Consider the following 20,103-nt stretch of genomic DNA (forward strand, 5'->3'; position numbering starts at 1 on the left):
TTGTCGCCTGCCTGACCCTGGTCGAGCAGCTTGCGGAACATTTCCACGCCGGTGACGGTGGTCTTCTGGACCGGACGAATACCGACGATTTCGATTTCTTCGCCGACCTTGATCACGCCGCGTTCGATACGACCGGTCACCACGGTGCCGCGGCCGGAGATCGAGAACACGTCTTCCACCGGCATCAGGAACGGCTTGTCGATATCGCGCTCCGGGGTCGGGATCCAGCTGTCGAGAGCCTCGACCAGCTTGATCACGGCCGGCACGCCGATTTCGCTCTGGTCGCCTTCCAGCGCCAGACGGGCCGAGCCCGAGATGATCGGGGTGTCATCGCCCGGGAAGTCGTACTTGCTGAGCAGCTCGCGGACTTCCATCTCCACCAGCTCGAGCAGCTCGGCATCGTCCACCATGTCGGCCTTGTTCAGGAACACAACGATGTACGGCACGCCGACCTGACGCGACAGCAGGATGTGCTCGCGGGTCTGCGGCATCGGGCCGTCAGCAGCCGAACAGACCAGGATCGCGCCATCCATCTGCGCGGCACCGGTGATCATGTTCTTGACGTAGTCGGCATGGCCCGGGCAATCGACGTGGGCGTAATGACGGTTCTCGGATTCGTATTCGACGTGCGCGGTCGAGATCGTGATGCCACGAGCCTTCTCTTCCGGCGCGGCGTCGATCGCCGAGTAATCCTTGAACTCGCCACCAAAGCGCTCGGCACCGATCTTGGTCAGTGCGGCGGTCAGCGTGGTCTTGCCGTGGTCGACGTGACCGATGGTGCCGACGTTGACGTGCGGCTTGGTGCGCTCGAACTTACCCTTGGCCATGGCTGCTTATCTCGAATCGTCTGAAGTGTGGTGCACTAGATGGTGCTCACGAAAGGAATCGAACCTTCGACCTCCTCCTTACCAAGGAGGTGCTCTACCGACTGAGCTACGTGAGCGAGTTTTGAATTATGGCATGAATTTGAATATATTCAAACTCATTCAATGGAGCGGGAGACGGGGATCGAACCCGCACCATCAGCTTGGAAGGCTGAGGTTCTACCATTGAACTACTCCCGCATCGGAAGCCTTGCCACAATCTGAAACTGGTGGAGGGAGGTGGATTCGAACCACCGAAGGCGTAAGCCAGCAGATTTACAGTCTGCCCCCGTTGGCCGCTTGGGTATCCCTCCTTACCACCCTGTCCCGTCGTGCCGAAGCGTTTTCGGTCTGGGGTGGAAGAGCCGTGAATTTTGGGGGTGAACGCGGGTTCTGTCAACAGCCTTTTTGAAATATTTCACGTCGGCCGGCAATTGCCCCGCAGCGACGGGCTATTGGCCGGGCAACGGCAGGGGTTCGTCGGCGAAGATCGCCAGGTGCGGCACGCCATCGGCACCGATCCAGCCGCGATACATGCCCTGGGTGTTGAATGGCGTGGCCGCGCGGCCATCGGCGGACAGCACGATCGCTCCGCCATTGCCGCCCAGTGCCGGGATGCGCTCGTTGATCACCGCGCGCCCGGCCTGTTCGGGCCCCTGCCGCAGGTACTGCATGCGCGCGCAGATGTCGTGGGCCGCCGCGGTGCGGATGTAGAACTCGCCCCATCCTGTGCCGGACACCGCGCAGCTGGCGTTGGCGTAGGTGCCCGCCCCGATGATCGGCGAATCGCCCACCCGCCCGTAGCGCTTGTTGGTCATGCCGCCGGTGGAGGTGCCGGCGGCGAGGCGACCCTGCGCATCCAGCGCGACCGCGCCGACGGTGCCGAAGTGGCGCGCGGTCTCCAGGTCGGCATGGGCCTGGCCGGCGGCCTCTTCCTTCAGCGCCTTCTGCAGCTGCTGCCAGCGCTTTTCGGTACGGAAATAGCCAGGATCGACCAGCGCGATGCCCTGGCTGGCGGCGAAGCTCTCCGCCCCCTGCCCCACCATCATCACGTGCGGCGAATGCTGCATCACCGCCTGTGCCAGCAGGATCGGATTGCGTACCCGCTGCACACCGGCCACCGCGCCGGCGGCCAGCGTGGAACCATCCATCAGCGAGGCGTCCAGCTCGTTGCGCCCGTCATGGGTGAACACCGCGCCCTTGCCGGCGTTGAAGCTGGGATCGTCCTCCAGCACGGTGATCGCCGTGGTCACCGCCTCCAGCGCCGGCTTGCCCGCGGCCAGTGCCTGGTGGCCCTTCAGCAGGGCCTGGCGCAGGGCGGCGCGCGCGGCCTTTTCCTCGGCCGCGGACAGATCCCCGCGCTCGACCCCGGCACCGCCATGGATGACCAGCACCGGGTCGGCCGCCTGGGCCAGCGGGATGGACAGGCACAGCGACAGCAGCAACGCAGCGGATCGGGACATCGACGGGCTCCAGCATGAACGGCCCCCCATCATGCCGCGAAAGGCGGGCAGCGGCAGGCCACGCTGTCCACTGCCGGAGGGCCCCCGCCCAAGGAATGCGCGCCGCCGGGCTGCCAGATACTGCCCTTGGCGGACCCTACTACCGGGGGGGGGTGGAATCGATTTCACGCCCTGCCAGAGAACCTGCCAGTGGTCAACCCTGTAAAAAAGGCGTTAAATGCGCGCCGACCATTCACGAAAAGTGAATGGGGGACGGGCCTCCCCTGAGGCCGACTCTTTCTTCTTGAGAATTCTCATGCGTAAACAGGCGATGGCGTGGTCGATCCAGCTGGCGTTGATGGGTGTGGCCGCAGCAGCGGGCGCGCAAACCCCGGCAACGACAGGTGTGCAGCAGCTGGACACGGTCCAGGTCACCGGCTCGCGCATTCCGCGCGCCCAGGTCGAGGGGCCGGCCCCGGTCACGGTGATCACCGCCGAGCAGATCCAGGCCAGCGGCTTCACCAGCGTGCCCGACGTACTGCGCTCGATGACCCAGAACGGCGGTGAGACCCAGAGCCAGCAGTCCGCCGGCGGCGCCGACTTCTCGCCCGGTGCTCAGCAGGTGGACCTGCGCGGGCTGGGCCCGAACCACACCCTGGTGCTGGTCAACGGCCGCCGCATCGCCGACTTCCCCATGCCGTTCCAGGGCCGCAGCAACTTCAGCGACGTGTCCAACATCCCGATCGGGATGATCGAGCGGATCGAAGTACTGACCGGCAGCGCCTCGGCGATCTACGGCTCGGACGCGATCGCCGGGGTGGTCAACTTCATCCTCAAGAAGCGCGTCGATGGCACCACCGTCGATGTGCGCATGGGTACCACCAGCGAAGGCGGCGGCGAGTCGTTCAATGCGAGCATCGCCAGTGGCGTTGACGCCGGCCGCTTCAGTGCGGTGTACAGCCTGGAGCTGCAGTCGCAGACACCGCTGTGGGCCTACCAGCGCGGCCAGCAGGACTCCACCCTGGACGCACCGACCGAAGGCGCCCGCGCCGCCAGGCGCGCCTACCTGCGCACCGACTACAACGACGACTACCTGGACCCGGGCCAGCAGACCTGCGACGCACTGGCCGACCAGAACCGCGGCAGCACCGGCTATGCCGAGCGCCCGCGCTATGGCTTCTACTGCGGCAGCGACCGCTCGATCGGCTATGGCACGATCCTGGGCAAGCGTCGTGGCGTGAACGGCTACGCCTCGCTGAACTACGCCTTCGACAACGGCACCAGCTGGTTCGCCGACGTGCAGATGGGCTACCACGACATCGCGCTGATGCGCGATGTGACCCAGTGGGGGCGGATGGCCGCCGATGGCAACGAAGACGGCTATTTCTACAACCAGGCCACCGACCAGGTCGAGTTCTGGCAGCGCCAGTTCTCGCCGGAGGAAATGGGCGGGCTGCGCAACGGCATGATCCGCAGCACCCAGAAGACCTTCAGCGTCACCACCGGTTTCAAGGGCAGCCTGGACGCGAACTGGGACTACGAGGCCTCGTTGAGCCACTCGCAGTACCAGTCCTCGATCCGCTGGCCGCAGATCATCGCCTCCAGGGCCAACGCGCTGTTCCTGGGCGAGCAGCTGGGCGAGTACACCGATGACGACGACAACGTGTTCCCGGTCTTCAATGCCGACCCGGCGCGCCTGTACCGGCCGCTGAGCCGCAGCGAGTACGATTCGATCGCCGCCCGGACCACCTACACCCCGAAATCGCGCACCGACACCGCCGCGCTGACCCTGACCAATGGCGAGCTGTTCGAGCTGCCCGGCGGCAAGGCCGGTTTCGCCGCCACCGCCGAGTTCGGCAACCAGTCCTACGCGCTCAACCCCGATCCGCTGGCGACCGGGTACTACTACTACAGCTGGAAGGATTCCAATGGCCACGGCAGCCGCAACCGCTGGGCCACCGCCGCCGAGCTGCGCCTGCCGCTGCACGACACCCTGAACGTCAGCGTGGCCGGCCGCTACGACCAGTACCGCTATTCGGGCAACACCATCGGCAAGGCGACCTGGAGCGGCGGCATCGAATGGCGCCCGATCGACACCCTGCTGGTGCGTGGCTCCTACGGCACCGCGTTCCGCGCCCCGGACCTGCACTACGTCTATGCCGGCCCCGGCAATGACGAGACCAGCGCCAACGACTATTACGCCTGCGCCGTGGATGGCGCCGAGGATTGCTCGGATTACGAGGAGAACCTGATCCGCACCCGCGAGGGCAACCGCAGGCTGGATCCGGAAACCAGCACCTCCTGGAGTGCCGGCCTGGTGTGGTCGCCGGCGATCGGGCTGGACCTGTCGGTGGACTGGTTCGACATCGACATGCGCGACCAGGTGCAGGACATGGACGTGGGCACCATCCTGCGCGATGAGGCCGCCTGCCGCCTGGGCGGCGCCGATGCGGGCTCGCCGACCTGCATGGATGCGATCAGCCGGGTCACCCGCACCAGCGATGGCCGCCTCTATGGCGTGCATGTGAGCCCGATCAACATCGCGCGCGAGACCACCCGCGGCATCGACGTGGGCCTGCGCTACCGGCTGGCCACCGGGATCGGCGACTTCATCCTCAGCGGCAACCACACCTGGGTGAAAACGCACGACTTCCAGCAGTTCGACGGCGACGTGATGGAGGACAAGTTCGCGGTCAACAGCGGCTTCGACATTCCGCGCACCAAGACCAGCGCCAGCATCACCTGGGAGAACGCCGCCTGGTCGGCCACCGTGTACGGCTCGCGCCTGGGCAGGCTGCCCACCTACGACAGCTACGACCAGAGCTTCGATCCGGACAGCGGCGACAGCCCGTGGATCGGCGCCACCTACCGTTACAACGTGTCGCTGCAGTATCGCTTCGACGATCATTCGCGGCTGTCGCTGTCGGTGGTCAACGTGGGCAACAAGATGCCGCCGAAGGACGTGACCTACACCGCCTACCCGTACTACGACGTGTCCTGGTTCGATACGGTAGGCCGGACGATCAACCTGCAGTACACGCACAAGTTTGGCGGTTCGGCGCTGTAAGCGTCGCTCCGTGGGTCCCGGTGGGGCCGGCCACTGGCCGGCTCCTCATGTCCCGGTAGTGCCGGCCGCTGGCCGGCTCCTCGCGTTGCGGGTGCGCCCCTCTTGTTTTCCACACGCCCCGTGGAAACCCATGGGGGTTTGGTGTGGACAAGTGCGTGCAAGCTATGCAGCGCAACGCTTTCAGTGCGTGGCGATATTTTGCCCAGCCGTGGATCGCGGTTTTCCACACACACCGTGGAAAGCGATGGGGGTTTGCTGTGGACAACCTATGGTGAGCGATGCACTGCAACGGACTTCAGTGGTGGTCATAAATTGACCACGCCGCTTGCGGGCGGGTGCGTCGGGGTGCCGGCCAGCGGCCGGCACTACCGCGCAGGGGTTTTCCACACGGTGCGTGGAGAGGCGTGGGGGTTTGCTGTGGACAAGTGAGGCGGAGACATACCAGGCAAGGGTTTCGATGCCTGGTCATTTTTTATCCAGCCCACTCCGGTATGGAATGTGCGCGGCACAAACGCAAACGCCCCGCGCGAGGCGGGGCGTTCGGGCATCAACGCTCGCTGCAATCAGACGTTGAAGCGGAAGTGCAGGATGTCGCCTTCCTGCACGCGGTATTCCTTGCCTTCCAGGCGCAGGCGCCCGGCTTCCTTGGCCCCGGCTTCGCCCTTGTACTTGATGAAGTCGTCATAGGCGATGGTTTCAGCGCGGATGAAGCCCTTCTCGAAATCGGTGTGGATCACTGCGGCCGCCTGCGGGGCGGTGGCGCCCTTGCGCACGGTCCAGGCGCGGACTTCCTTCACCCCGGCGGTGAAGTAGGTCTGCAGGCCCAGCAGCTGGTAGGCCGCGTAGATCACCCGGTTCAAGCCCGGCTCGGACAGGCCCAGGTCGGCCAGGAAGGTGTCGCGGTCTTCGTCGTCGAGCTGGGACAGCTCTTCTTCGATCGCCGCCGACACCGGCACCACCTGCGCGCCTTCGGTGGCGGCGCGGGCGCGCACGGCGTCCAGGTGCGGGTTGTTCTCGAAGCCGTCTTCCAGCACGTTGGCGATGTACATCACCGGCTTGAGGGTGAGCAGGAACAGGTCGCGGACCAGCGCCTTCTCTTCCTCGTCCAGGCCGACCGAACGCCCGGCCTTGCCGTCGGCCAGCGCGGCCTGCAGCCTGGCCAGCACCGGCTTGCGTGCGGCCGCGTCCTTGTCGCCGCCCTTGGCGGCGCGCTCGGCGCGGTTCAACGCCTTCTCGACGCTGTCCAGGTCGGCCAGGGCCAGTTCGGTATCGATGGTGTCGATGTCCGACAGCGGGTCGACCTTGTTGTTGACGTGGATGACGTCGGCGTTCTCGAAGCAGCGCACTACGTGGGTGATCGCATCCACTTCGCGGATGTGGGCCAGGAACTTGTTGCCCAGGCCTTCACCGCTGGCCGCGCCGGCAACCAGGCCGGCGATGTCGACGAACTCGACCGCGGTCGGGATGACCTTCTGCGGGTTGATGATCGCCGCCAGCTCGTTCAGGCGCGGATCGGGCACCGGCACGATGCCGACGTTCGGTTCGATCGTGCAGAACGGGAAGTTGGCCGCAGCGATGCCCGCCTTGGTCAGCGCATTGAACAGGGTCGACTTGCCGACGTTGGGCAGGCCGACGATGCCGCATTTGATACCCATCTTTGACAACCTCTGGGGTGAAAGTGATTGGAGAAGCAGCGGCGTTGGGGCTGCTTTTCCAATCAATCTCCGTATCCACCAACGGTGGGTGCCTACCGGTCGTTTTCCGTATCCACCAACGGTGGATACCTACCGATCGTTTTCCGTATCCACCAACGGTGGATACCTGCCGGTCGTTTTCCGTATCCACCAACGGTGGATACCTACCGGTCGTTTTCCGTACCCACCAATGGTGGATACCCGCCGATCGTTTTCCGTATCCACCAACGGTGGATACCTACCGTCGTGCCGGGTCATTTCGGAGTGTGCAACCGCTTCATCGCCTCGCTGAAATCGCCCTGCACTGCCAGCGGCAGGATGTCGATCGCATCGTCGATGGCGTGGCCGATCAGTACATCGTCGTCCTTGTTGGCGCGGCCCAGCACCCAGCCCACCACGCGGTCCTTGTGACCGGGATGGCCGATGCCGATGCGCAGGCGGTGGAACCTGCCATGCCCCAGCAGGGCGATGGTGTCGCGCAGGCCGTTCTGGCCGCCATGGCCACCGTCGAACTTGAGCCGTGCCACGCCGGGCGGCAGGTCCAGTTCGTCGTGCGCCAACAGGGTCTGTTCCGGTTCGATCTTCCAGAAACGCTGCGCGGCGGTGACCGACTTGCCGCTGAGGTTCATGAAAGTGGCCGGCTTGAGCAGCCATACCGGTTGCCCGGCGATGTCGACCTTGGCGGTCTGCCCGAACAGCTTGCTGTCCACGCTCCAGCGCGCGCCGGCCTGTTCGGCCAGGGCGTCAATGAAACGAAACCCGGCATTGTGCCGGGTCTGGGCGTGCTCGGGCCCGGGATTGCCCAGACCAACGATCAATCGCAATCCTGTCATCACTCTTCTTCGTCGGTACCGGCGCTGTGCCGGCACATACAGAAGCGGCGCCTGCCCCGAGGGACAGGCGCCGCAAACACTTACTCGGCAGCCGCGGCTTCGCCGGCAACGTCTTCCTTGCCGTGCTTGGCGGTCACGATGGCGTCATCGTGGTCCTTGCCCTGGGCCAGGGCCGGGATCTCCACGCCCTTGGGCAGCTTGATGTCCGACAGGTAGATCACGTCGCCAGCCTTCAGCTCGCCCAGGTCGACGTCGATCGACTCCGGCAGGTCGCCCGGCAGGCACGACACGGTCACTTCCTTCAGTTCGTGGGTGACCACGACGTCGGCAGCCTTGCCGGCCGGCGAGGTGTCTTCGTTGATGAAGTGCAGCGGGACGTTGGCGGTCAGGGCCTCGTTCTCGTTCACGCGCAGGAAATCCAGGTGCAGGATCAGCTGCTTGAACGGGTGGCGCTGCATGTCACGCAGCAGCACCTTGGTGACCTGGCCGTCCAGGTTCAGGTCCAGGATGGACGAGTAGAACCACTCGTTCTGCTGGGCCAGCCAGATTTCGTTGTGGTTGAGCTGGATCACGCTCGGCTCGGCGTCGCCGCCGTAGACGATCGCCGGGATCTGGCCAGCACCACGCAGGCGGCGGCTCGCACCCTTGCCTTGCAGTTCGCGCTGGACGACCTTGATTTCATGACTCTTGGCCATTGCTGTTTACTACCTTCGTTGGTTGCCCCGCCCTGCGGCGAAGCGATGAGGGGAACCCCGCGACCAGAGCCCCCCGGGAAACCGCCTGCCGTTGCCGGCGGGCGGGAAAAATCAATCCACGTACAGCGAGCTGACCGATTCGCCGAAGGCGATGCGGCGCATCGTTTCGGCCAGCATTTCCGCCACGCTGAGCTGGCGGATCTTGCTGCACACCCGCGCTTCTTCACGCAGCGGGATGGTGTCGGTCACCACCAGCTCATCGAGCTGGGAGTTGTTGATGTTGTCCACCGCCGGGCCGGAAAGCACGGCGTGGGTGCAGTACGCGGCCACCTTGAGGGCGCCGCGCGCCTTCAGCGCCGCGGCGGCCGCACACAGGGTGCCGGCGGTATCGACGATGTCATCGACCATCACGCAGGTCTTGCCTTCGACGTCACCGATGATGTTCATCACGGTGGAGACGTTGGCGCGCGGGCGGCGCTTGTCGATGATCGCCAGGTCGGCATCGTCCAGGCGCTTGGCGACGGCGCGCGCGCGCACCACACCACCCACGTCCGGGGACACCACGATCAGGTTCTCCGTGCCGTAGGCGCGCCAGATATCGGCGAGCAGCAGCGGCGAGGCGTACACGTTGTCCACCGGCATGTCGAAGAAGCCCTGGATCTGGTCGGCATGCAGGTCCACCGTCAGTACCCGGTCGGCGCCGACGGCGCTGAACATCTTGGCGGCCACCTTGGCGGTGATCGGCACGCGCGAGGAGCGCATGCGGCGATCCTGGCGCGAGTAGCCGAAGTACGGCACCACCGCGGTGACGCTGTTGACCGAGGCGCGCTTGAGCGCATCGATCAGCACCAGCAGTTCCATCAGGTTCTCGGCGCTGGGCGCGCAGGTCGGCTGGATCACGAACACGTCCTGCTTGCGGACGTTCTCCTCGATTTCCACCTGCACTTCGCCATCGGAGAAGCGCGACACCAATGCCTTGCCCGGCCGCACCCCCAATTCCTTGCAGATGCTCTGCGCAAGGCGCTTGTTGGCGTTGCCGGAAAATACCAGCAGGTTGGGGTGTTCTTGCATCATGACGGTCTCGGGCGGGAGCGATTGGCGGAGAACTCTGCCGCCGGCACCCTGGAGTGTCTGCGGTGACAACACCGCGGAACATCGGCCGGGCCCGCGCAGGAATGCGCATGGGAACGCGGCTGAAATCCGCTAGTGGCAGGGGCGGGAGGATTCGAACCTCCGAATGCCAGGATCAAAACCTGGTGCCTTGGGCCTCTTGGCGACGCCCCTGCATCAAAATCAATAACGCTCGAGTACATCAAGCAGTGGCGAGCACTCCACGCCCGCTGCCACCCATGCCCGCAGTTCCTTCGGCAACCGCGCCAGGCCCTGCTGTGCGGCAGTGCGCGTGGCGAACTCGACAAAGCAACCGCTTCCCGACCCGGTGAGTCGTGCCCGGCCGATACTGCTCAACGCTGCAAGCACCGCCTCGACGGCAGGCTCGCGGCGGCGCAGGACCGGCTCGAACGCATTCCCGAGCAAAGACCCGGAAGCGAAGTCCGCTATTTTCGCCTTTGGGGCGTCGCGCGTCAAATCGGGGCCGGCAAAAAGTGCAGCGGTGGGTACGTGCACGCCCGGATCGGCCAGCACGTACCAGGCCGGCGGCAGCGCCAGCGCGGTGAGCTGCTCGCCCACCCCCTCGGCCCAGGCACTGTGGCCACGCACGAACACCGGCACGTCCGCGCCCAGCTGCAGACCCAGCGCGGCCAACGCGTCCACGTCCAGGCCGGCCTTCCAGAGCCGGTTCAGGGCGACCAGCACGGTCGCCGCGTCGGACGAGCCGCCGCCGAACCCGCCCCCGGCAGGAATACTCTTTTCGACGCCGATGTCGGCACCTTGGGCGATCTTTGCCGTATTTTTGAGCAATACCGCAGCGCGCACGGCCAGGTCGTCGGCCTCGGCCACGCCGGCCACCGAGGCACCGTCACGGCGGATCCGGCCGTCCTGGCGCACCCGCAGGCGGATCGTATCGCCCCAGTCCAGCAGCCGGAACACGGTCTGCAGCTGGTGGTAACCATCGTCGCGACGGCCGGTGATGTGCAGGAACAGATTCAACTTGGCCGGTGCCGGCCAGTGCGACCAGCCGCCGTTCAGCTCCGGCGCGCTCATGGCCCGCCCAGCACCCAGCTGTCGACCACCAGGCGCACCTTGGCGTCGCCATTGACCGCTTCGATCCGGCGCGGCAGCACCGGACGGCCGCCTTCGGCCGGGTACCAGTCCAGGTACTGGATGTCCCAGCCCATCTGCCGGACCCGGCGCGGGCGGCCCTCGCCGTCGCGCTCGACCTGCTCGGCCGGTGCCGCATCGTCGGCCACCAGGCCACGCACCCAGGCCGGCAACTGGTTGACCGGGATGTCCCAACCGGTGGCTTCCAGCAGCACCTGCTGGGCGTCCTCGCCCTCGCGCGGCCCGCCGTCCAGCCCTTCCAGGCGCCCGCCTTCATGGTGGCTGTCGCCGGTCAGCTTCCAGCTCTGGCGGGTAACCGGCGCGCTCAGTTCGACCACGTACTGGCGCGACTGCTGCTGCCAGTCGATGCGGCCGTTGCCGCCGTTGCGGCCCTTGTTGATCGCCACCCGGCCCTGGAAGGACCACTGCGGCTGCGCCTGCAGGGCCGCCACGCGGGCGGCTTCGGCCTGCTGCGCGGCAGCCGACACCGTGCTCACCACCACCGGCGCCGCCGGCGCCTTGCGCTCGCCCAGCGATACGCAGGCCGACAACGACAGCGCCATGGCCAGCGCGCCGGCGGTTTTCAGGGACAACATGTTCATACGCCGAAGGTCTCGATCACGCGCTGCAGGGCGCGGTTTTCAGGGTCCAGCTTGCGCGCCTCGTCGAAGAAGCGGCGCGCCTCGTCCTTGCGCCCCAGTACCCACAGCACCTCGCCGACGTGGGCGGCGATCTCCGGATCCCGGGCCAGGGTCCAGGCGCGGCGCAGCTGCACCAGGGCTTCTTCGTTGCGGCCCAGGCGATACAGCACCCAGCCATAACTGTCGACGATGGCCGCATTGTCCGGCTCGGCCACGCGCGCGCGGTCGATCAGCTCCAGGGCCTCCTGGTAACGCTGGGTGCGGTCGGCCAGGGTATAGCCCAGCGCATTGAGTGCGGCCACGTTCTCCGGTTCGGTAACCAGGATCTTGCGCAGGTCGGCCTCGGCGCGGGCGACGTCGTCGCGGCGTTCCCAGGCCAGCGCGCGCGCATACAGCAGCGCGTTCTCGTCCGGGTAGGCGGCCAGGCCCCGGGCCAGCGCATCCAGTTCACCGGGCAGGTCGTTGCCGCGCTGGCGCAGCTCGGCCTCCAGCAGGTAGGCGTCGCGGCGGGCCTCGTCATCGACGCTGGCGTCGGACTGGATCGCATGCACCTCGGCGAACGCCTTGTCGGCGCGGCCGGCCTCGTATTGCGCATTGGCCGCGCGCAGGCGCGCCTCGTCCAGCTCTTCGCCGCCGGGCACGCTGTGGTACCAGTCCACGGCCTCGGCCGGGCGCTTGAGGAATTCGGCGATCTTGCCCAGCAACAGCCGCTGCGCCGGGTCCGGCTTGGCTGCCTGCTTGGACAGTTCGGTGTACAGCGCCAGCAGCGCGGCCTCGTCCTTCTGCTTGGCCAGCAGCGAGGCGCGCATGCCATAGGTCTGCACGTCCTGCGGGCCCACCGCCAGCACGCGCGCGGCCGAGCGCGCATCGCCCATGGCGTCGTAGGCGATCGCCAGCGCATTGCGCAGTTCCGGGTCCTGGCGGCTCTTGGGTTCGATCCCGCGCAGCAACGCCACCGCCTGTTCGGGCTTGCCGGCCTGGTTGAGCTGGCTGGCGTTCAACAGCGCCACCCGCGGCTCGTCGGGGAAGCGCCTGACCACCTCATCGACCATGCGCCGGGCCAGTTCGGGCCGGTCCATGCGCATGGCCAGGCGGCCCAGCTCCTGCCAGACCTCCAACTGGTTGGGGATGGCATCGTCATCGACCAGCCCGCCCAGCACCTGCGCCGGCACCGCCGGGTCGCGCCCGCCGCCGATCAGCGCGGCGATGGCGAACTTCCAGCCGCGCGGGTCGGGGTCCTTGAGCAGGGCGGCCAGTTCGCTGCGGGCGGCCTTCACATCGTTCTGGCGCATGTCCAGTGCCGCCGCGCTGCTGCGCATGGCCAGCGAACGCGGCGCGCGCGCCTGCCACAGCGCCAGCGCGCGGGCCGCGCGCGGGTCGTCGTCGGCCAGCATGGCGATGCGGGTGGCGCGTTCGGCCAGTCCGGCGTCGTCGCTGCCGGCCTCGGCCGCCTCCAGGTACCAGCGCGCGGCATCGCCGAGCTTGCCGGCCTGCAAGGCGAATTCCCCGGCCATGACCGGGGTCAGCGGCGCGGTGGGGGCCGCCTTTTCCTTGCCGGCCGGGGCTGCCGCCGGCGCGGCCGGGGCATTGGCGGTGAGCAAAGACAGCAGCAGAACGCTGGAGATGCGAATCAATGCGGGCATCGGGGGCTTCTGGCCTTAAAATGACGACTTGAATGGCCAGCAGCTTATCGCAAGCAACTGAACAATGACCCTGTGGGTGCTCGGACTGAATCACCAGACCGCGCCAGTGGAACTGCGCGAACGCGCCTCCTTTGGCGGCGACGCCCTGCCCCAGGCATTGGCGTCGCTGCGCGATACCCCGCAGGTGGCCGAAGCGGTGCTGCTGTCCACCTGCAACCGCACCGAGCTGTACGCGGTGGCCGAATCGGGCGACGCGCTGGCGCAGTGGCTGGAAAGCCATGCCGGCCAGCTGCACGGCTACCTGTACCGGCACGCCGACGCCGACGCGGTGCGCCACCTGTTCCGGGTGGCCACCGGGCTGGACTCGATGGTGCTGGGCGAGCCGCAGATCCTGGGCCAGGTCAAGGACGCCTGGGCGATGGCACGCGACCACGGCCTGCTCGGCCAGCGCCTGGACCGGCTGTTCCAGCAGACCTTCTCGGTGGCCAAGCGGGCCCGCACCGATACCCGGGTGGGCGCCAACCCGGTGTCGGTGGCCTCCACTGCGGTGCGCCTGGCGCAGAACTCGTTCGCGCGGCTGGAAGATTCCACCGTGCTGCTGGTCGGCGCCGGCGAGACCATCGAACTGGCCGCGCGCCACCTGAGCGAAGGCAAGGTGCGGCGGCTGCTGATCGCCAACCGTACCCTCGCCCACGCCCAGGACCTGGCCAGCCGCCACGGCGGCGTGGCGCTGCCGCTGAGCGAACTGGAACGCCATCTGGGCGAGGCCGACGTGGTGTTCTCGGCCACCGCCGCACGGGAGCCGGTGATTGCCCGGGCGCATGTCGCCGCCGCACTGAAAGCGCGCAGGCACAAGCCGATGCTGCTGTTCGACCTGGCCGTGCCGCGCGATATCGAGGCCGGCGTGGGCGAGCTGCGCGACGCTTTCCTGTACACCGTGGACGACCTGGAACGGGCGGTAGAAGACAACCGCCGCAGCCGCCGCGAAGCGGCCGCCGAAGCCGAGGCGATCATCGAGCTGCAGGTCGCCCGTTTCGTGGAGACCCTGCAGGCCAGCGCCCACCAGGCCCCGCTGCGGCAACTGCGCGCCTATGGCGAGGCGACCCGGGTGGAAATGCTGGACAAGGCGCGCCAGCAACTGGCCCACGGCAAGCCGGCCGAGGAAGTGCTGGAACTGCTGGCCCATGGCCTGACCAACCGCCTGCTGCACCCGCCCACCGCCGCGCTGCGCGCGGCCGCGTTGAGCGGCGATACTGAACTGACCCGCGCCGCCGAGCGCCTGTTCCCGGCCAAGCCGGGTTATCAACATCCTCCTGTGAAGCACGATGACGCCGACCCTGCGCCGTAAGCTGGAAGCGCTGGCCGAACGCCGCGAAGAACTCGAACGCCTGCTGTCCGACCCGGACGTGGTCGGCGACAACGACCGTTTCCGCGCCTTGTCGCGCGAGTTCGCGCAATTGCAGCCGATCGCCACCGCCCTGGCCGACGAGGCCCGGGCCAAGGCCGACCTGGCGGCGGCCGAAGCGATGCGCAGCGACCCGGACCTGCGCGAACTGGCCGAAGAGGAAATCGGCGCCGCCCAGCAGCGCCTGCAGCAGCTGGACCACGACCTGGCCCTGCTGCTGGTGCCGCGCGACCCGCGCGACGACGGCAACCTGTTCCTGGAAGTGCGCGCCGGCACCGGCGGCGACGAGGCGGCGATCTTCGCCGGCGACCTGTTCCGCATGTATGCCCGCTATGCCGAACGCCAGGGCTGGAAGGTGGAAATCGAGTCCGACAGCCCCGGCGAACACGGCGGCTACAAGGAAGTGGTGGCCCGGGTAGTCGGCCGCGGCGCCTATTCCAGGCTGAAGTTCGAATCGGGCACCCACCGTGTGCAGCGCGTGCCGGCCACCGAATCGCAGGGCCGCATCCACACCTCGGCGGCCACCGTGGCGATCATTCCCGAAGCCGACGAAGTCGATGAGGTGGTGATCAACCCGGCCGACCTGCGCGTGGACACCTTCCGCTCTTCCGGCGCCGGCGGCCAGCACGTCAACAAGACCGAATCGGCCATCCGCATCACCCATCTACCCACCGGGGTGGTGGTGGAATGCCAGACCGAGCGCAGCCAGCACGCCAACCGTGACAAGGCGATGAAGCGCCTGAAGGCGCAGCTGCTGGATGCCGAGCGCAGCCGGCAGGCGGCGGCCACCGCCGCCAGCCGCCGCCTGCAGGTGGGCAGCGGCGACCGCAGCCAGCGCATCCGCACCTACAGCTTCCCGCAGGGCCGCATCACCGACCATCGGGTCGAAGGCCTGACCCTGTACGACCTGCCCAACATCATCGCCGGTGAACTGGATGCGCTGGTCGAGCGCCTGATCCAGGAACACCAGGCCGACGAACTGGCGCAGTTGGCGGCAGGCAACTGAGCATGGAACCGGGCCGCCAGCAGCTGCGCCAGGCGGTGCAGCGCCAACCGGCCGATTTCATCGCCTGGGTGATGCTGGCCGATGCCGAACTGGAAGCCGGCGACGTACTGGCCGGCGAACAGGCAGCCACGCGCGCGCTGCAGCTGCGCCCGGCGCATCCCGAAGCCCTGGCCCGGCTGGGCCGGGCACGCTGGATGCAGGGCCGGCATGCCGAGGCCGCCAGCGTGCTGCGCCAGGCCGGCGCGCTCGCCCCGCAGCACCCGGGCATCGCGCTGTGGCTGGGCCACGCGCTGGAAGATGCCAGCCAGCCTGAAGCGGCCGCCGACGCCTACCGGCATGCCCACACATTGCTGCCCGGCGAGCCCTACATCACCGCCCAGCTGCTCAACTGGCAGCGCCGCCTGTGCGACTGGCGCGACCTGGAACGGCTGTCGGCGCAGGTACGGCAGGCCGTGGCGCAGGGCCAGGCACTGGTCGAACCGTTCGCGTTCCTGAGCGAGGACGGCACCGCCGCCGAACAACTGGCCTGCGCGCGGCAACGGGCCGCGGTGGTCGGCGCCGAAGTGCACCCGCTGCCTGCCGCCAGCGTGCGCGCCCGGGGCGTGCTGCGCGCGGGCTTTTTGTCCAACGGCTTCGGCGCGCACCCGACCGGGCTGCTGACCGTGGCCCTGTTCGAACAGCTGCGCGCGCTGGGCACGCTGGAACTGCATCTGTTCGCGCTCAACCCCGCCGACGGCAGCGATATCCGCCAGCGCCTGCAGGCGGCCGCGCATACCCTGCACGAGGTCGGCGCGCAGCCGCACCGGCGCATCGCCGAGACCATCCGCGCCGCCGGCATCGACGTGTTGTTCGACCTGCGTGGCTGGGGCGGTGGCGGTACCCCGCAGGTGCTGGCAATGCGCCCGGCCCCGGTGCAGGTCAACTGGCTGGCCTACCCGGGTACCTCCGGCGCGCCGTGGATCGACCACGTGCTGGCCGATGCCTTCGTCCTGCCCGACGCCCTGGCGGCGGCCTTCAGCGAAAACGTGCGGCGCCTGCCGCGCGCGTTCCAGCCCTCCGACACCACCCGCACGCTGCAGCCCGCTCCCACCCGCCAGGACTGCGGGCTGCCGGCGCAGGGCGTGGTGCTGTGCTGCTTCAACAACAGCTACAAGCTCAACCCGCGCAGCATGCAGCGCCTGATGGCGGTGCTGCACGGCGTGCCGGGCAGCGTGCTGTGGCTGCTGTCCGGGCCGGGCAATGCCGATGCGCGGCTGCGCAACGCCGCGCGCCAGGCGCAACTGGACCCGGCGCGGCTGGTGTTCATGCCGCGCCTGCCGCACCCGCAGTACCTGGCCCGCTACGCACTGGCCGACCTGTTCCTGGATACCCACCCCTACAACGCCCACACCACCGCCTCCGATGCGCTGTGGGCCGGCTGCCCGGTGCTGACCTGCCCGGGGACCACCTTTGCCGCGCGCGTGGCCGGCAGCCTCAACCACCACCTGGGCCTGGCGCGGATGAACGTGGCCGACGACCGCGCCTTCATCGCTACCGCCATCGCGCTGGGCAACGATCGGGCCGCGCTGCGGCAGCTGCGCGCCGAGCTGGCGCTGCGCCGCGCCGACAGCGGGCTGTTCGACATGGCCGGTTTCGCCAGGGATTTCAACGTGGCCGTGCAGGACATGGCGCGCGAGCGCGGCTGGCAGGGCGCACACGCCAGCTGAGCCACCGCTGCGCTAGGCTCGGCATTCTCCCGTGGATGACCGAGGCACGCCGATGGGCAAGCTCAAGCGCAAGGACTACCAGGCCCTGCTGGAACCGATGCAACTGGAACTGGCCGCAATGGCGCGCTGGGTACAGCACATCGGGCAACGCGTACTGGTGTTGTTCGAAGGCCGCGATACCGCCGGCAAGGGCGGTGCGATCCAGGCCATCGCCGAACACCTCAACCCGCGCCAGTGCAGGGTGGTGGCGCTGCCCAAGCCGACCGAGCGCGAGAGCAGCCAATGGTATTTCCAACGCTATGCCGCCCACCTGCCGGCCGCCGGCGAGATCGTGCTGATGGACCGCAGCTGGTACAACCGCGCCGGGGTCGAACAGGTGATGGGCTACTGCACGCCGGACGAATACCACGCCTTTCTGGCGCAGGCGCCGGTGTTCGAGAAGCTGCTGGTCGACGACGGCATCTTGTTGTTCAAGTACTGGCTCAGCGTGGACCAGGCGCAGCAGGAAAAGCGTTTCGCCGAACGCCACCTGGACCCGCTCAAGGGCTGGAAGCTGTCGCCGGTCGACCTGCAATCACGCAGCAAGTACAGCGCCTACACCCAGGCGCGCGAGGCGATGTTGCGCGCCACCCACAACGACACCGCGCCGTGGACGCTGGTCGATTTCAACGACCAGAAGCGCGGCCGGCTGGGATTGATCCGCAACCTGCTCGACCGCCTGCCCGACACCCGCGTGGACGAACCGGTGCTGGCGCTGCCGCCGCTGAAGGGCAAGCTGCACAAGGAGCATTTCGGCGTGTTGAAGCCGATCCAGGCCTTCGATACACCGTAGATCCACGCCATGCGTGGATGCTCTCCGTGGCGGCGTCATGGCGCCTGCAATGTCGGTTTTCCACCGGACGGCAGCGCCGTTCCGGTGGGTGTATCGGTGTAGGGATACCCGCGCGCCAGGTTACCGGTCATTGGCGGGCACGCCCGGCGCCGCTCAGCCCTGCTTGATCCGCGCCTCGATGTCGGCGGCGGTCACCGGCCCAAGGAACTGCTTGGCGACCTTGCCGTCCGGTGCGATCAGATAGGTCAGCGGCAGGCCGCGCGGGATGGCGAAATCCTCCGGCGGGCTGTAGGTGTCCACGATCACGATCGGATAGGTCACCGGGCGCTTTTCCAGGAACGCCTTCATCTCTGCCGGCTCGATATCCTCGTAGGCCAGACCGACCACTTCGATCTCGCTGCGCATCGCATGCAGGGCCGACAGCTCCGGCATTTCCTTGCGGCACGGCGCGCACCAGGTGGCCCAGAAATTGACCACCACCCATTTGCCGCGGTGGGCGGCCAGGTCGTAACTGCTGCCATCCAGCGCCGGCAGCACCAGGCGCGGGCGCTCGGCGGTCTTGCGCTCGAGCGCGGCGGCGGTTGCATCGACCGGGGCCGCCGGTTCGGGCGCTTCGGCCACCGCCGCCGGTGGCGCGGCCGGAGCGGCCGGTTCGGGGGTGGCCGCCGGCTTGTTGCAGGCGGCCAGGGTCAGCAGGCCCAGGGCCATCAGCAGGGGCTTGGCACTCATCGTTTGTCTCCGAGGGTCGTATAGATATCGCTGACGCGTCGCTTGAGCAGCTCGCGCAGCGGCAACCGCAACGCATCCAGCGCGGCCATCGAGGCATCGCCCAGGCTGTCGTCGCGGTACGGCAGGTAGGCTTCCTTGACCGGAATGCGCATCTGCGTGGTTTCGTACAGATCGGCCAGGGTGAGCTTGTCCAGGTCGCGCGCCAGCAGCCAGTCCCCCCGCTCATCGCGGCGTACCACCCGGATCGCCTCCAGGTCGCACAGCATGGTCTGCAGCAGCGAGTCGGTCAGCATCGGCTCCAGCCGCAGGATTTCGTCATCGTCCAGGCTGTGGCCCTCGCTGCGGGCCTGCGCGAAGCGCCCGATCAGGCGCAGCAGGCCATAGATCTCATAGCCGGTGGGCAGGCGCAGATCGGCCGGCTGGTAGCGGAACGCGGCGATCGACGAGGCCAGCGACGCGCCCAGCAACACCGACACCCAGCACAGGTAGATCCACAGCAGCAGGATGGGCACGAACGCCACCGTGCCGTACAGCTTCTGGTAGGACTGAAAACTGCCCAGGTAGGCGCCCATGCCCCACTTCACCAGCTCCAGCATCACCGCCGCCAGGATCGCGCCGGGCACCGCATGCCGCCATTTGACCGTGTGGTGCGGCACTACCCGGTAGACCAGGGTGATGCACACGAACTCGATCAGGATCGGCGCCACGGTCAAGGACAGATCGGCCAGCCAGCGGCCCTCGCTGGTACCGAACAGCGGCAGCGCGAACACCCGCGCCGATACCGCCAGCGAGGCGGCGGCCAGCATCGCGCCCAGGGTCAGCACGGTCCAGTAGACCAGGAACCGGGTCAGCTGCGGCCGGCCCGAGCTGACCCGCCAGATCTGGTTGAAGGTCTGCTCGACGCTGTTGAGGGTGATCAGCAGCGACACCACCAGCGCGATGAAGCCGGCGGCGGTGAGCTGGCCGGCGCTGGCCGAGAACTGGCGCAGGTAGCCTTCGGCCGCACGCGCGGCATTGGGCACGAAGTTGGAGAACACATAGTCGCTGAGCTGGTCGCTCCAGCGGTCGAACACCGGGAACGCCGACAGTACCCCGAACACCACGATCGCCAGCGGCACCAGGGCGAACACGGTGGTATAGGCCAGCGACGCGGCAGCCTGGAACAGGCGGTCGTCCAGGAAGCGCCGCCACAGGAAGCGGCCGAAGCTGGCGGCCCGGGCGCGGTCGCGCACGCGCTCCATCCACAGGTTGAGGGTGTCCAGAGGTTCCATCGGCGCAAGGGTACCTGATGAGGGGTGTGCGGGACCGCATCGCATCGCCATACTGG

General features: G+C 67.8%; 16 protein-coding genes and 4 tRNA genes. 5 read left to right on the forward strand and 15 right to left on the reverse strand.

Annotated elements, in window-relative coordinates:
• From IC535_RS15405 to IC535_RS15425, 5 genes are all read right to left on the reverse strand, one after another.
• Positions 1-827: elongation factor Tu (locus tag IC535_RS15405; RefSeq protein ID WP_228958694.1), on the reverse strand; the 827-nt coding region annotated here is incomplete at its 3' end.
• Positions 828-867: 40 nt separating this feature from the next.
• Positions 868-943: transfer RNA gene (locus tag IC535_RS15410), tRNA-Thr, on the reverse strand.
• Positions 944-990: 47 nt separating this feature from the next.
• Positions 991-1,064, reverse strand: a tRNA-Gly gene (locus IC535_RS15415).
• Positions 1,065-1,091: 27 nt separating this feature from the next.
• Positions 1,092-1,177, reverse strand: a tRNA-Tyr gene (locus IC535_RS15420).
• A gap of 138 nt (positions 1,178-1,315) precedes the next feature.
• Positions 1,316-2,326 carry an isoaspartyl peptidase/L-asparaginase family protein gene (locus tag IC535_RS15425; protein ID WP_228886373.1) on the reverse strand — a complete coding sequence of 337 codons (1,011 nt, stop codon included), beginning with the start codon at positions 2,324-2,326 and terminating at the stop codon, positions 1,316-1,318.
• Positions 2,327-2,621: 295 nt separating this feature from the next.
• On the opposite strand from IC535_RS15425, the gene IC535_RS15430 reads away from it, so the two are divergent.
• Complete coding sequence (locus IC535_RS15430) at positions 2,622-5,372, forward strand: TonB-dependent receptor plug domain-containing protein (RefSeq protein ID WP_228886372.1); 2,751 nt, start codon at positions 2,622-2,624, stop codon at positions 5,370-5,372.
• 563 nt (positions 5,373-5,935) lie between these two features.
• Here the strand turns inward: IC535_RS15430 and ychF are convergent.
• The 8 genes from ychF to IC535_RS15470 form a co-directional block, all read right to left on the reverse strand.
• Entirely contained in the window at positions 5,936-7,027 is a 1,092-nt protein-coding gene (gene ychF, locus IC535_RS15435; protein WP_228886370.1) for a redox-regulated ATPase YchF, read from the reverse strand.
• Between the two features lie 293 nt (positions 7,028-7,320).
• A complete protein-coding gene (pth, locus tag IC535_RS15440) occupies positions 7,321-7,899 on the reverse strand; it encodes an aminoacyl-tRNA hydrolase (protein ID WP_228886369.1) in 579 nt (192 codons plus the stop codon).
• 80 nt (positions 7,900-7,979) lie between these two features.
• Positions 7,980-8,594 (reverse strand): 50S ribosomal protein L25/general stress protein Ctc, encoded by a 615-nt coding sequence (locus IC535_RS15445; protein WP_228886368.1) that lies wholly within the window; start codon positions 8,592-8,594, stop codon positions 7,980-7,982.
• Positions 8,595-8,705: 111 nt separating this feature from the next.
• Positions 8,706-9,665, reverse strand: a complete 960-nt coding sequence (locus tag IC535_RS15450) for a ribose-phosphate diphosphokinase (protein ID WP_026070235.1) — start codon at positions 9,663-9,665, stop codon at positions 8,706-8,708.
• A 136-nt stretch (positions 9,666-9,801) separates the two neighbouring features.
• Positions 9,802-9,878: transfer RNA gene (locus tag IC535_RS15455), tRNA-Gln, on the reverse strand.
• Positions 9,879-9,887: 9 nt separating this feature from the next.
• Complete coding sequence (gene ispE / locus IC535_RS15460) at positions 9,888-10,757, reverse strand: 4-(cytidine 5'-diphospho)-2-C-methyl-D-erythritol kinase (RefSeq protein WP_228886367.1); 870 nt, start codon at positions 10,755-10,757, stop codon at positions 9,888-9,890.
• The gene (gene lolB / locus IC535_RS15465; protein WP_228886366.1) at positions 10,754-11,416 is read right to left on the reverse strand and encodes a lipoprotein insertase outer membrane protein LolB; all 663 of its coding nucleotides are present in this window, start codon (positions 11,414-11,416) and stop codon (positions 10,754-10,756) included. Before lolB ends, ispE begins: the two co-directional genes overlap by 4 nt.
• Positions 11,413-13,098 (reverse strand): tetratricopeptide repeat protein, encoded by a 1,686-nt coding sequence (locus IC535_RS15470; RefSeq protein ID WP_228886365.1) that lies wholly within the window; start codon positions 13,096-13,098, stop codon positions 11,413-11,415. Before IC535_RS15470 ends, lolB begins: the two co-directional genes overlap by 4 nt.
• A 64-nt stretch (positions 13,099-13,162) precedes the next feature.
• Here IC535_RS15470 and hemA point away from each other — a divergent pair, with 64 nt between their 5' ends.
• The 4 genes from hemA to ppk2 are packed head-to-tail and all read left to right on the forward strand — an operon-like array spanning position 13,163 to position 18,047.
• Positions 13,163-14,446 (forward strand): glutamyl-tRNA reductase, encoded by a 1,284-nt coding sequence (hemA, locus tag IC535_RS15475; RefSeq protein ID WP_228886364.1) that lies wholly within the window; start codon positions 13,163-13,165, stop codon positions 14,444-14,446.
• Positions 14,424-15,509, forward strand: coding sequence for a peptide chain release factor 1 (gene prfA / locus IC535_RS15480; RefSeq protein WP_228886363.1), 1,086 nt, complete (start codon positions 14,424-14,426; stop codon positions 15,507-15,509). Before hemA ends, prfA begins: the two co-directional genes overlap by 23 nt.
• Positions 15,510-15,511: 2 nt before the next feature.
• Positions 15,512-17,215 (forward strand): tetratricopeptide repeat protein, encoded by a 1,704-nt coding sequence (locus tag IC535_RS15485; RefSeq protein ID WP_228886362.1) that lies wholly within the window; start codon positions 15,512-15,514, stop codon positions 17,213-17,215.
• 52 nt (positions 17,216-17,267) lie between these two features.
• Positions 17,268-18,047 (forward strand): polyphosphate kinase 2, encoded by a 780-nt coding sequence (ppk2, locus tag IC535_RS15490; protein WP_228886426.1) that lies wholly within the window; start codon positions 17,268-17,270, stop codon positions 18,045-18,047.
• A 153-nt stretch (positions 18,048-18,200) separates the two neighbouring features.
• Here ppk2 and IC535_RS15495 read toward each other — a convergent pair whose 3' ends face one another.
• Together IC535_RS15495 and IC535_RS15500 are read right to left on the reverse strand one after the other, a co-directional pair.
• Positions 18,201-18,776: a TlpA family protein disulfide reductase gene (locus IC535_RS15495; protein WP_228886361.1), complete on the reverse strand. Its 576-nt coding sequence runs from the start codon at positions 18,774-18,776 to the stop codon at positions 18,201-18,203.
• A complete protein-coding gene (locus tag IC535_RS15500) occupies positions 18,773-20,047 on the reverse strand; it encodes a YihY family inner membrane protein (RefSeq protein ID WP_228886360.1) in 1,275 nt (424 codons plus the stop codon). The genes IC535_RS15495 and IC535_RS15500 overlap by 4 nt, the downstream gene beginning before the upstream one ends.
• Positions 20,048-20,103: the final 56 nt, after the last annotated feature.

The sequence above is a fragment of the Stenotrophomonas rhizophila genome (genome assembly GCF_020857975.1).
In the GTDB taxonomy this organism is placed as follows: domain Bacteria; phylum Pseudomonadota; class Gammaproteobacteria; order Xanthomonadales; family Xanthomonadaceae; genus Stenotrophomonas; species Stenotrophomonas rhizophila_C.

Excerpts from the sequence above, each read along its gene's own strand:
- IC535_RS15425 (WP_228886373.1), bottom strand. The coding sequence starts at position 2,326 with ATGTCCCGATCCGCTGCGTTGCTGCTGTCGCTGTGCCTGTCCATCCCG.
- IC535_RS15430 (WP_228886372.1), top strand. The coding sequence starts at position 2,622 with ATGCGTAAACAGGCGATGGCGTGGTCGATCCAGCTGGCGTTGATGGGT.
- ychF (WP_228886370.1), bottom strand. The coding sequence starts at position 7,027 with ATGGGTATCAAATGCGGCATCGTCGGCCTGCCCAACGTCGGCAAGTCG.
- pth (WP_228886369.1), bottom strand. The coding sequence starts at position 7,899 with ATGACAGGATTGCGATTGATCGTTGGTCTGGGCAATCCCGGGCCCGAG.
- IC535_RS15445 (WP_228886368.1), bottom strand. The coding sequence starts at position 8,594 with ATGGCCAAGAGTCATGAAATCAAGGTCGTCCAGCGCGAACTGCAAGGC.
- IC535_RS15450 (WP_026070235.1), bottom strand. The coding sequence starts at position 9,665 with ATGCAAGAACACCCCAACCTGCTGGTATTTTCCGGCAACGCCAACAAG.
- ispE (WP_228886367.1), bottom strand. The coding sequence starts at position 10,757 with ATGAGCGCGCCGGAGCTGAACGGCGGCTGGTCGCACTGGCCGGCACCG.
- lolB (WP_228886366.1), bottom strand. The coding sequence starts at position 11,416 with ATGAACATGTTGTCCCTGAAAACCGCCGGCGCGCTGGCCATGGCGCTG.
- IC535_RS15470 (WP_228886365.1), bottom strand. The coding sequence starts at position 13,098 with ATGCCCGCATTGATTCGCATCTCCAGCGTTCTGCTGCTGTCTTTGCTC.
- hemA (WP_228886364.1), top strand. The coding sequence starts at position 13,163 with ATGACCCTGTGGGTGCTCGGACTGAATCACCAGACCGCGCCAGTGGAA.
- prfA (WP_228886363.1), top strand. The coding sequence starts at position 14,424 with ATGACGCCGACCCTGCGCCGTAAGCTGGAAGCGCTGGCCGAACGCCGC.
- IC535_RS15485 (WP_228886362.1), top strand. The coding sequence starts at position 15,512 with ATGGAACCGGGCCGCCAGCAGCTGCGCCAGGCGGTGCAGCGCCAACCG.
- ppk2 (WP_228886426.1), top strand. The coding sequence starts at position 17,268 with ATGGGCAAGCTCAAGCGCAAGGACTACCAGGCCCTGCTGGAACCGATG.
- IC535_RS15495 (WP_228886361.1), bottom strand. The coding sequence starts at position 18,776 with ATGAGTGCCAAGCCCCTGCTGATGGCCCTGGGCCTGCTGACCCTGGCC.
- IC535_RS15500 (WP_228886360.1), bottom strand. The coding sequence starts at position 20,047 with ATGGAACCTCTGGACACCCTCAACCTGTGGATGGAGCGCGTGCGCGAC.